The 11,654-nt window shown below is 39.7% G+C and carries 7 protein-coding genes; 4 read left to right on the top strand and 3 right to left on the bottom strand.

Going from position 1 to position 11,654, the window contains the following annotated elements:
* Nucleotides 1-64 precede the first annotated feature (64 nt).
* A complete protein-coding gene (locus tag ACE1B6_RS20440; protein ID WP_413259109.1) occupies nucleotides 65-1,543 on the top strand; it encodes a CIA30 family protein in 1,479 nt (492 codons plus the stop codon).
* 213 nt (nucleotides 1,544-1,756) lie between these two features.
* The gene (locus ACE1B6_RS20435; RefSeq protein WP_413259108.1) at nucleotides 1,757-3,169 is read left to right on the top strand and encodes an LCP family protein; all 1,413 of its coding nucleotides are present in this window, start codon (nucleotides 1,757-1,759) and stop codon (nucleotides 3,167-3,169) included.
* A gap of 73 nt (nucleotides 3,170-3,242) precedes the next feature.
* Here ACE1B6_RS20435 and ACE1B6_RS20430 read toward each other — a convergent pair whose 3' ends face one another.
* A complete protein-coding gene (locus ACE1B6_RS20430; protein WP_413259107.1) occupies nucleotides 3,243-4,322 on the bottom strand; it encodes a peptidoglycan-binding domain-containing protein in 1,080 nt (359 codons plus the stop codon).
* A 102-nt stretch (nucleotides 4,323-4,424) separates the two neighbouring features.
* Complete coding sequence (locus tag ACE1B6_RS20425) at nucleotides 4,425-5,411, bottom strand: peptidoglycan-binding domain-containing protein (protein ID WP_413259106.1); 987 nt, start codon at nucleotides 5,409-5,411, stop codon at nucleotides 4,425-4,427.
* A gap of 589 nt (nucleotides 5,412-6,000) precedes the next feature.
* Here ACE1B6_RS20425 and ACE1B6_RS20420 point away from each other — a divergent pair.
* Nucleotides 6,001-6,882, top strand: a complete 882-nt coding sequence (locus tag ACE1B6_RS20420) for a YihY/virulence factor BrkB family protein (RefSeq protein ID WP_413259105.1) — start codon at nucleotides 6,001-6,003, stop codon at nucleotides 6,880-6,882.
* Between the two features lie 91 nt (nucleotides 6,883-6,973).
* Nucleotides 6,974-8,803 (top strand): mechanosensitive ion channel family protein, encoded by a 1,830-nt coding sequence (locus tag ACE1B6_RS20415; protein ID WP_413259104.1) that lies wholly within the window; start codon nucleotides 6,974-6,976, stop codon nucleotides 8,801-8,803.
* A gap of 52 nt (nucleotides 8,804-8,855) precedes the next feature.
* Here the strand turns inward: ACE1B6_RS20415 and cphA are convergent, their stop codons facing one another.
* Complete coding sequence (cphA, locus tag ACE1B6_RS20410) at nucleotides 8,856-11,480, bottom strand: cyanophycin synthetase (protein ID WP_413259103.1); 2,625 nt, start codon at nucleotides 11,478-11,480, stop codon at nucleotides 8,856-8,858.
* Nucleotides 11,481-11,654: the final 174 nt, after the last annotated feature.

The following is an 11,654-nucleotide window of genomic DNA, read 5'->3' as shown; positions in this document are numbered from 1 at the left end:
CCAATTACCAACTATCACCTTTAAAATACAAGTGGACGATCGCACTAAGTAGCAAGGATAGATTATGGCGGAAAATAATCGCGCACCTTGGGAATTTGGCAGATTTTTCCAAACTCTCACTTACTTTGAGGTAATACCCTTTGTCAACTGTATTCAAAGGATATTTACTGGGAATTTCACTGAAAAATCAACTGAATTTGAGGGAGGAAAAAGAGTGGGAGTAGTGCTAGTAGTTGGTGCAACTGGCGGTGTGGGAAAGCGAGTTGTCAAACGACTTGTCGATCGAGGTTATCAAGTCCGCGCTTTGGTGCGAAATCTGGAAAAAGCACAAGAAATGTTCGGTAATAACCTAGAATTAGTAGCAGGTGATATTACCAAACCGGAAACTTTAACTGAGCAAGTTTTTCGCAATATTACTGCTGTAATTTGTTGTACAGGTGCGCGAGTGCAACCTGTAGAAGGCGACACTCCTAACCGGGAAAAGTATTATCAAGGCGTGAAATTTTATCTGCCGGAAGTGGTAGATTCTCCCGAACTTGTGGAATACCAAGGTGTGAAAAACTTGGTGCAAGCAGCAGCAAAATATTTAGGAAAAGCTGATGAGAAAATGATTTTTGATTTTGGTAATGCTGGGGAGGAAATTAAAAATGTTTGGGGTGCGATCGATGATGTAGTTATGGGTGGAGTTAGCGCCAGCAATATCCAATTAGTAGATAATACTGCTTTATTTGCTGGGAATGTTTCCACTGCTAATTCGGGAGGTTTTGCTTCCATTCGCACTCGCAATTTTGACACAGCTTTAGATTTATCTGCTTACGAAGGTGTCGAGTTGCGCGTCAAAGGTGATGGCAACCGTTATAAATTTTTCCTACGAACTGATACCAAATGGGATGGAATTGGTTATAGCTATTCCTTCGATACAATTCCCAATACCTGGCTAGATATTCGCATTCCTTTTGTCGATTTAGTTCCCGTTTTTCGCGCCAAAACTGTACCTGATTCCGAAAAGATCGATGCTAGTAACATTCGTTCTTGCCAATTAATGCTGAGTAAATTTGAATATGATGGCGCACTTAATCCCAACTTTACCCCAGGCGGTTTTGCCTTACAAATTGAAACGATTAAAGCTTATAATGGCGCGAGTTTACCTCAGTTTATCTTAGTCAGTTCTGCTGGTGTTACTCGTCCAGGTCGTCCGGGAATTAACTTAGAAGAAGAACCTCCAGCAGTGAGAATGAATGATGCGTTAGGGGGAATCTTAACTTGGAAATTGCGGGGAGAAGATAGCGTCCGAGAAAGTGGAATTGCTTACACAATTATCAGACCTACTGCATTAACTGAAGAAGCAGGAGGGAAAAGTTTAGTTTTTGAACAAGGCGACAATATTCGCGGTAAGGTAAGCCGGGAAGATATCGCCGAACTTTGCGTACAGACATTAGAAGAACCGAAAGCTTGTAACCTCACCTTTGAAGTCAAAGAAACAGAAACCTCCGCCAATAGAGTAAATTGGCAAACTCTGTTTAGCAGCGTACAACCGAATTAGGTAAGTTGTTGCGCTTCAGCGGCAAACTGGCGCTGAAGCGCAACAACTTACTTTTGGTTTCAGATTATACTCTTCTACAACAGGTAAAATCCCTGTATAATGCTGTGACTTGACAAAAAAGGCGATTAGCCGTTTTCTATTTCCAGTTAGTTCATTAAACTAACTTGATATAAGCAAGTCAAAATTGCTTTTGGTGTGGTAGGAGTGTTACAAATGTTCGATACAGCAGAACCGATCGAAAATGGTTCCGAGTCTCAGTCGGTTAACTTGTCATCAAAAACGGAGAAGACTACTCCGGTTCAGCGATGGCAAACTTTAAAAAATAGTGCAGTAAAACGAATTCAGTCAACTGGGAAAGATCGTAGTTTTTTCTGGGGTTTAACGTTTGGGGTAACAACTGCTGTTGCTGCTAGTTTAGGAATTGGTTTAGGGATTTTTACGCCTTTACCTTTCGTCGCTGGAGAACAGGAAACGCGATCGCTAACCCAAATTGTCCAAAAGTTTGCTGTTCACAAAATGACGCAACCAGTTAATATTTTAGTGATGGGAGTCGATCGAGTTCCTGATGCACCGACAGACTCACCTGCTGGTTTAAATGGTCGCAGCGATACATTATTATTAGTGCGTTTAGATCCCAGTGATAACTCGGTGAAAATGCTGTCTATTCCCCGCGATACTCATGTTAATAATCCATTTTTAAGCATTGAAAAAGTTAACCAAGCCAATGTTGATGGTGGTGCAGCTTTAGCCGCGGAAGTTGTGAGCGACACTTTGGATGGAGTTAAGATCGATCGCTATGTCCGAGTCACCACAGAAGCTTTCCGCCAATTAGTTGATTTAGTCGGTGGGGTGGAAGTTTTTGTCCCCAAAAAAATGCACTATAAAGATGTAACTCAAGGGTTAGAAATTAATTTAGAACCAGGTTTGCAAACTTTAAATGGAGAACAAGCAGAACAATTTGCGAGATTTCGTCAAGATGAAAATGGTGACATTGGCAGAGTCCAAAGACAACAGTTATTACTAAAAGCCTTAAGACAACGTTTAATAAATCCTGGTATTTTGCCTCGCTTACCTCAAATTATTTCTGTCATGCAAAACTATGTTGATACTAATATTAATTGGGAAGAAATGTTAGCTTTGGCAAATTTTGGCATGAACTTAGAAAAAACTGATATTAAAATGGTAATGTTGCCTGGTCGATTTAGCGAAACAGGAGAATTTGATGGCAGGAGTTATTGGGTAGTGGATGAGGGAAAACGCGATCGGGTTATGCAAGACTTTTTTGGTGTAGAAGTTAAGGAAATTGCTAAGGAAACTGATAATAATTCGGAAACTTCTATCCGCATCGCTATTCAAAATGCTTCTGGTCAACCAAACATGAGTAGTCGCGCTGCTCGATATTTAAGAAAATTAGGTTTCCGCAATATTTATTTAGTTCGTGATTGGCCCGAAACCGAAAGAAACACCCAAATTATTGTGCAAAAAGGTGATATTAAAGCAGCAGAAAAATTCCAGTCCACTTTAGGAATAGGCAAAATTGAATCTGCTTCTATAGGTGATATTGAATCCGATTTAACCCTGCGTCTTGGAGAAGATTGGACACCAGAAACTACCAGCAATTTCTAAGTTCGTAGTAGCGACTTCAGTCGTTCCCTTATCAAAAAGTAAGACTAAAGTCACTACAACGAACTAGCTTAAATCAACCTCCATCGATCGACCAATGTGGTGGATCGTATCTTAAGTGAATTACACCATAAGTCGCCCCAACTTGCCAAAGAATACTATTTTGATAACTAGTTCGAGGAGTGCCAATACTAACTATTCTGCCTTGAGCATTTCTCACATTTAATGTTCCTGACCAAGTAATTTCCCAGTCAATTGCATAACCTTGAGTGTGGCGAGAAACTAAAGCTACAGGATTATTACCAATCCCATAAGCATTTACCATATCTCTTGCTGCTTGCACAGAACCCGCATTTGTATAATGTACCCAATCAATATAAACACCAGCATAAGAAGGTACATTTTGAGGAGCAATTTCTCCACGAGAAATACGGGCAGCATAGTGCATTAAATAAGCTCTTTGTGGAGGTCGGTAAGTAGCCGCAATTACCATTTTTGCTCCTGCGGCTCTTAGTGCTTGCTCAAATGCTTGCACTCTTTGGCGAAATGGTGAAGCTAAATCAGCTATGGAAATGCTACCGGGAAAAAATCTCACCCAATGAGCACCACTTAATTGCTGCCTTAATCTTCTGGCATATTCAGTAATAATATCTAAAGCTGCTGGTAAATCTGCGCCTAATTTTTGTTTAGTTGCTGTTGAAAGAGTTTGTTCTAATCTGGGACGAAAGTTGATATCTATTTTTTTATAAGTTTCTGCTAATCCTTCAACACTTCTCGCCCCAAAATCACCATCAACTGCTAATGGCGGAACCAAAGGGCCGATAATATTTAAACTGCGCTGCAAATCTCTAATTTCTGCTCCGCCAAAGTTGAGATAAGTCAACATCATATTAGCAGTGCGATTAGGGACAAAAAACAGATATCCCTGTTCTAAAGCCCGAGCGTAAGTTCCTGGCCCTACCACTCCATCTACAGTTAAATTATTGCTGGCTTGATAATTGCGAGTAGCTATATCTGTGACATTACCAAATACTCCGTCAGCTGCACCAATAGAAAAGCTTTTCGACTGTAAAAATTGTTGCCAAGCACTAACATAAGATCCTGTCGATCCTTTTCTAATTGTTTGTAAATTTAGAGCATTAATATTAAAAGCCATAAATCAACCTGACTATTTGTTGGATTTCCTCCCAAATTACCATAAACCGAGAGGATATTCGCAATTTTCCGGCGAGAAAAATTTGGGAGGATAGCTCGATAGTTATGCAGGAGGTAAAATCAATCTCTTCAAGACTAATTCTTGATTATCTAAAAATGGATTCATTTGATTGAAATCATATAACCCATTTTTAATGTCTCCGGCATATTGACGCATGAGTACTTTACAGGGAACTGGAGTTGCAACTTTAGCTTTGGCTTTATTCCAAGGGTAAATTAGCGCCTGATTATTACCATAGTTAGCCACCCATAAACCATGACATTGTGCGCCAGATTTCATGGCTGCACTAAGGTTTTTAGTAGTAATACTATCTGCTGCATTTAAGTAAACAGCAGGTAATAATCTTACCTTAGTACTACTTTTAATTACCGCAGTTGACCATCCTATATAAAAACCAACAGATAAAGGATCTGTTGGTTCCACATCTAGGAAAAAATAAAAACCGTCTACTTGTTGGGAGGCTAAATAATTTTCGCCAAAGGTGTTTAAAACATCTCTAGCATGAAGCGCCCCTAATTGTTCTCCTACTTGTTGACTTTCATCTACTCTATTAGTTTGGCGAGAAATGGGTAAAACTCTAATTCCTGCATTGCGGAGAGGTTTATTTTCTATTGCTCGCAGGTATTCGCCAAAATTCAAATTACCTTGGAAATATCTGCCCCAAAAACGCGGAAAAGTACCCATATATTTCCAAGCTTCTGGAATCATGAAAGCTTGGACTCTTTGCAAGCTATCAGCACCACCCATTCCTCTTAAAGTTAGGGAACTGGGCCATTCTGGCATCCAGCCAATTATTTTTTTATGTTTATCCAGGTTAGTCCAAGTAATTCTACCAACTATGCCATCTACCACCAGACCGAGATTTTTTTGAAACTTGTTAACTTCTGCTAAAGTTTGCGAGCCAAAATCTCCATCTAAATTTAATGGCCCATAGCCACATCCGTTCAATTCATCTTGCAGAAATACAACCCAATCTCCTTTAATTCCTTGTTTGAGGAGGGGGCGGTTTTGGGGTTCAACTCTCAACATAAATTTTTTCCATTTGAACGATAAACAACGTTTTCACGCTCAGTCGATATATTTCGTTTCTGTACTTATTTGAGTATACAGAAAAGTGGCAAGATCTCGTTACAAATTTTAACGATTTAATTTGGCTAAATCATGACTTTGCAAATAAACCTGCTGGAAAGAATTTACAATTTTTGTGGAGTTTAGGGGTGTGGGCTGATACCCTACAGTCTGTAATTATCAGGGGAATCAACTTTGATTTTAGTAAAAATTTTAGCAGGGATATGCTCTATGGTTCACTTTGCTTCCAATTGTAGCTACAGCCGCTGAGAAACAGAGGAATCTAGAGGGAATAACTGCCCAATTTTGCAGTTGCTAAAAGCGATAGTTTTTGAGAAATTTGCTGGAGAAAATGGAATTTCATCTATTTTTTTGGTTAGTTGCTGGTGGATTGTTCCTCACCTTAAGGATGAAAATTAATCGAGAACTAAATAATGATATGCCAGATTTGCGAACTTGGCAAATGTAGCCAATACAACGATTCAAGCTTTGATTATCGTTCCAGTTCAGTTTAAACTAAGAAAAATACGACCTGTTTTTTATAAAAACTATGTTACGTCGATTTTTCCGGTTTTTTAAGTACCTCAACTTTGCGATCGTCCGAGAAGTATTAAAACGGACTTTCATCCAGAGATTACCAGGTTTAGCTGCGGAAATGACCTATCATATTATGCTGTCTTTGTTTCCGGCAATTATGGCATTTTTATCAGCTATTGCATTATTTGAACCGTTACAAAACACTTTTGAAACTCTATTAACTAGAGTGACAAAAGTCGTACCAGATGAAGTATCATTTCTCATTGGTGGCTTTATTCAGGAAGTACTTAGAGCCGAAAGTCAATCATTATTTTCCCTTAGCTTTCTGTTTTGGATTTGGTCAGCTTCAGCGGGAATGAGTTCGGGAATGTATGCTTTGGATAAGATGCGGCGACTTTCTCCAGAAGAAATTCGACCTTTCTGGAAAGCGAGAATACTTTCTATATTGCTAACCATAGCAACTATGTTTTTACTGATTAGTGCTTTAGGGTTAGTATTTGTTACTGATTTTTTGGTGAATCTTGCTGCTAGCCAAGATTACTGGGCGCAGTTTGATGTTTTAAGATTTTGGCAACGCTTAAGTTTGCCTGTGGCTTTAGGAATTGCGGCGTTAGCGATCGCCTTTATTTACCGTTTTGGCCCTAGTCGTTGGGTTTCGGGAACTCCGATTTTACCAGGAGCAATTCTTGCTACAGTAGCATGGGCAGTTCTGTCTCAAGGATTTAAAATTTACGTCTCTAGTTATGGCAATTTTAATCGTGTTTATGGTACTGTAGGCGGTTTTATAGTGTTGCAATTATGGATTTATCTCAGTTGTTTGGTGTTGTTGATTGGAAATGAGCTAAATATTACTGTGGGCGAAGCAATGCAACGAAATAAAGTGTTGAAAATTTAGCTTATCTGAGTTTCTGGTAATGAGTGATTTGTCGAATCGCCGAATTTATTTTAAGCTGATAAGCTGTTACTTGAGGTAATTCGAGGTTCAAATGAAGTTACGCAAAAACTTAATTACACCTTTGATTAACAAGCAATTACGTAAAGTTGCCGGAATTGTGGTGGCAATATTGTTCAGTGCTTTTTTAGTCATCGGATGGACACCGATTACCTGGGCACAATTTTCTTTTCCAGAGGCGAGTACCGTCGATCCACGTCAACCGCCCAGCGATGTCAGGCGTTTAGGATTAATTGAGGTAGCGCCTGTCAATTTTGAGAATGAAACAATCTTGACTGTTGCTTCTCCTACGGTGATCGATCGGAACGATCCGCAAGGTAATATTCCTGTGGAAGTGAGAGTACAACAAATTGAAGCCAATCTGAGGAGAGTTATTGCTTACGATCCTAAATGGCGATCGCAATCTGGGAGAAAATACGATACTGCTTTCGATCCAAAAACCTTGCGAGTCTTCACCGCAATTCAAAATGGTTTAACCACTATCTACGCTACAGATAAATATCGTTCTCAACCGCAAATTCTGCTGACAGTAACACCAACAGATGCGGAATATCAGGGATTAAAAATACCTGAATTGGCGCAACGATGGGAAAAAATTCTGCAACAAGAATTGTATAAAGCTTTGGTGAGACGCTTACCGGAAAAATTTCCCGAACAACTGCGTGTTGCTTTGCAAATTGCGGTATTGATGCTAACTGCTAGCTTGATTTTTTGGGTGTTACAAAGATTGCTCAGAAAGCATCGCAAATTCCTCAAATTAGAGGAAAGCCAAGAAAATCACGAATCTTTAGCGAAGGCGGATTTAAAATCGCGATCGACTAATTTTCATCAATCAGTTTTTCTCGGTACGCTACATCATAAGTTTAATCTCCAAAAACAACTGGACATTAATTCATTTTTAATCTGGTTGTTATTTTGGGCGCAGATTGGTATTTGGTTAGTGGGATTGATGTTTATTTTTTATCAATTCCCTGAAACGGAAACAATTGCTGTTGGCATTGTGGCTTTTCCGATTTTACTATTGATAGTTTGGTTTGTTACAGGTTTCTTAAATCGGCTCACGAATATTATGATCGATCGCTTTGCTGAAGCGTGGCAAAGTAGTAATTTGACGGCAGCAGATGTGGCAACCCGCAAATATTTGCGAGTGACTACGATTACTAAAGCACTCAAAGGGTTAAAAGTTTTCCTGCTTTACTTGACGGCAATACTGATAATTTTGGATCGGTTTAATGTGCCGATTACTTCAGTATTAGCTTTGGGGGCGGTAATCGCTTTTGCGGTTTCTCTCGCTTCGCAAAACTTGATTAGGGATTTGGTAAATGGCTGTTTGATTTTGTTAGAAGATCAGTATGCGATCGGGGATATTATCGCGGTTGATAATGTAGCTGGTTTTGTGGAAAATCTCAACCTGAGAATTACTCAAATTCGCAATGCTGACGGGGAATTTATTACTATTCCCAATAGCCAAATTAATCGGGTTAGTAATTTAACGCGAACTTGGTCGCGGGCTAATGTGGCGATTACCATTGCTTATGACAGCGATGTTAATTTTGCTCTGCAAGTAATTCGGGATGTTGCTCAACAGTTATTTGCCGAATCTGAATGGCAAAATTTGCTTGTGGAACCTCCAGAAGTTTTAGGGATTGATTCAGTTTCTCACGCTGGATTGCTGGTGCGAATTTGGTTTAAAACTAAACCTTTGGAACAATGGAAAGTGAGTCGAGAATTTAATCGTCGCATCCAAATTGCTTTAGCAGACAAAGGCATTAAAATCGGTAAACCTCAACAAGAAATCTCCATGAAAGATCGGCAAATTTTGATGTCTCAATTTAGCGATCGAGAAAATGGCAAGCCAGTTTAAAGTGGCAAAATAAACTGTAGAGACGTTTCATGAAACGTCTCTACAATTCTTGCTATAACATGGCGGGTTGTTTGAGTAAATTTAAGGCGCGATCGACTTTATCGGGCAAAATTACCACTAAACTATTTTCGCTAGCTTTGAGCAAAGAAGTTTCGATCGCTGTCTGTTCATCCAAAATAATTTCGTAGGGAAAATCAGCATTTGTTTGGGTAATTCCTTCCGCAATTAAAGCCGCAACTTCTCCACGTTTACGACCCCGATTATCCTCATCTTCTTTAATAATAACTCGGTCGAAAATTTGGGCAGCTAATACTCCTAATTTTTGCAAATCTTGGTCACGGCGATCGCCTGGAGCACCAATTACACCGATGCGTTCTCCTGTTAACCAATTTCCCACAAATTGACCTAAAGCTTGATACCCAGCCGGATTATGAGCATAATCTAATAAAACTTGGAAATTTCCCCAATTAATTAAGTTCATTCTTCCGGGAGTTTGTTCCACTGAAGCGCGGAAAGTTCTTAAAGCGGTACTAATATCTTCCACGCTTACGCCTTGCACGTAAGCTGCAACCGCAGCAGCTAACGCATTAGCGATCATGAAAGGTGCTTTTCCGCCCAAAGTTAACGGAATATTTACCGCTTGTTCGACTTGAATTACATTTTCCCCGGAAAGGAAACTTATGTAACCATTATCATAAACTGCGGCGACTCCACCATTTTGGATATGTTCCCAAATTATCGGATTCCAACGATCCATTGAAAAGTAAACTGCTTTAGCTTTTACTCGGTCATTTTTCCCCATTGCTGCTACTAATGGATCGTCAGCATTTAATACTACGAAACCATTGGGACTAGTTACTTCAGCAATCACACTTTTAACATGAGCCATGTCTTCTAAAGTGTTGATATTGTGCAATCCTAAATGGTCTTCAGAAACATTTAAAATTACGCCAACATCGCATTGAGAAAATGCTAATCCAGACCGGAGAATTCCGCCTCTAGCTGTTTCTAAAACTGCCACTTCTACCGAAGGATCTTGTAAGATTAATTGGGCGCTTTGGGGGCCAGTATTATCTCCTGGTTCTGCTAAGAAATCACCGATATAAGTGCCGTCTGTAGTTGTGTAACCTACGGTTTTTTTGCTTTGGTGGAAAATGTGAGCAATTAAGCGAGTTGTGGTAGTTTTACCGTTAGTTCCAGTGACGGCAATAATGGGAATTTGATCGGGGCGATCGGGCGGATATAACATATCCAAAATCGGTGCAGCAACGTTGCGTGGTGTCCCTTCGCTTGGTTGCAAGTGCATTCTTAATCCGGGTGCAGCGTTAACTTCTACAATTACGCCATCTACTTCGGTTAAGGGGCGAGAAATGTCTGGGGAAGCAATATCAATTCCGGCAATATCTAAACCGATAATTCTGGCGGCTCTTTGGGCAATCCAAATATTTTGGGGATGAATTTCTGCGGTGCGATCGATCGCAGTTCCTCCAGTACTCAAGTTCGCAGTTGCTTTTAAATAGCAGATTTCTCCCGGTTCTAAAATGCTATTTAAACTTAATCTTTGTTGGTCTAAAAGTTGTTCGCTATGTTCGTCAATTGTAATCCGAGTCAGGATATTTTCATGCCCTTCACCCCGACGCGGATCTTGGTTAACCTGTGCTATTAATTCAGCAATTGTTGATTTGCCATTTCCAATTACATGGGCGGGTACTCTTTCGGCTACAGCCACAACTTTGCCGTTAATTACTAATACCCGAAAATCACGTCCTCTATAATATCTTTCTACCAACACTCCGCCGGATTTTGATTCACTCTTTGCCAAGTCGTAAGCGTCTTCTGCATCGCGCCAAGAGTTAATGTTTAGGGTGATTCCTCTGCCATGATTGCCATCTAAAGGTTTAATCACGATCGGAAAATCTATTTCATTGATGGCATTTTCTAAGTGGCGAAAGCGGTAAATTACTTTGCCTTTAGGAACAGGCAAATTAGCTTCCCGTAAAATTTTAATAGTGCTTTCTTTATCACAAGCAAGTTCAGTTCCTAGCAAGCTAGTATTGCTAGTTTGGGCAGCAACAATCCGCCTTTGATGAATGCCATAACCTAATTGAACAATACCTCTCGCTGGTAATTCTGTCCAAGGAATTTTTCGGGCTTCGGCTTCTTTCAAAATTGCTTCTGTGGTTAAACCAAGAGATGTTTCTGCTTTTAATTTTCTTAAATCTGCCAAGTCTAATTTTAGTTCTTTTTCGGGATAGTAACCGCGATCGATAATAGTTTCTACTAATCTTAATGCTGCTTTTGCTGCATAACGACCAGCTACTTCTTGGCGATATTCAAATATTACGCGATAAATTCCTGGTTTGCTAGTACTCCGGGCGCGACCAAATGTAACTCGCATTCCGGCTAAAGTTTGTAATTCTAAGGCAACGTGCTCAATAACGTGCCCCATTAATGTTCCTTGTTTGACTCGTTTGAGAAAACCTCCGCGATGTCCAGGCGAGCAAAAATGATTTTCTAAACTTGGTAAAACTTCGACTAAACCTTCATAAAATTCAGGAATCTCGTTGGAATAAATTTCATCCATTTCTTCGAGATCCAGCCACATTTCAATTAATTTGTGGCGATGAATACTCCAGTAATTTGGCCCTCTAAGTGTTTGCAGTTTAATAATTCTCATACTTTGCTCAAACTCGCTTGATTATTACCTAAGCTTCCTAAATTTTCTGGTTTTTGTCGTCCTACAATAGGATCACCCGATCGGGTGATTTAGAAGTACTTTTTTGATTTTACTTTTAAACGGGTAATTTTTCATTTGATTAGATTAAGTTATTAGTTGATTTGAGATTTGCCA

Source organism: Floridaenema fluviatile BLCC-F154 (assembly GCF_041929135.1).
GTDB lineage: Bacteria > Cyanobacteriota > Cyanobacteriia > Cyanobacteriales > Aerosakkonemataceae > Floridanema > Floridanema fluviatile.
Note: the sequence above shows the minus strand (reverse complement) of the source record. Positions and strands in the feature narration are given on the sequence as shown.

Bases quoted from the DNA above. Each gene is read 5' to 3' on its own strand.
- ACE1B6_RS20440 (WP_413259109.1), top strand. From the start codon at position 65: ATGGCGGAAAATAATCGCGCACCTTGGGAATTTGGCAGATTTTTCCAA.
- ACE1B6_RS20435 (WP_413259108.1), top strand. From the start codon at position 1,757: ATGTTCGATACAGCAGAACCGATCGAAAATGGTTCCGAGTCTCAGTCG.
- ACE1B6_RS20430 (WP_413259107.1), bottom strand. From the start codon at position 4,322: ATGGCTTTTAATATTAATGCTCTAAATTTACAAACAATTAGAAAAGGA.
- ACE1B6_RS20425 (WP_413259106.1), bottom strand. From the start codon at position 5,411: ATGTTGAGAGTTGAACCCCAAAACCGCCCCCTCCTCAAACAAGGAATT.
- ACE1B6_RS20420 (WP_413259105.1), top strand. From the start codon at position 6,001: ATGTTACGTCGATTTTTCCGGTTTTTTAAGTACCTCAACTTTGCGATC.
- ACE1B6_RS20415 (WP_413259104.1), top strand. From the start codon at position 6,974: ATGAAGTTACGCAAAAACTTAATTACACCTTTGATTAACAAGCAATTA.
- cphA (WP_413259103.1), bottom strand. From the start codon at position 11,480: ATGAGAATTATTAAACTGCAAACACTTAGAGGGCCAAATTACTGGAGT.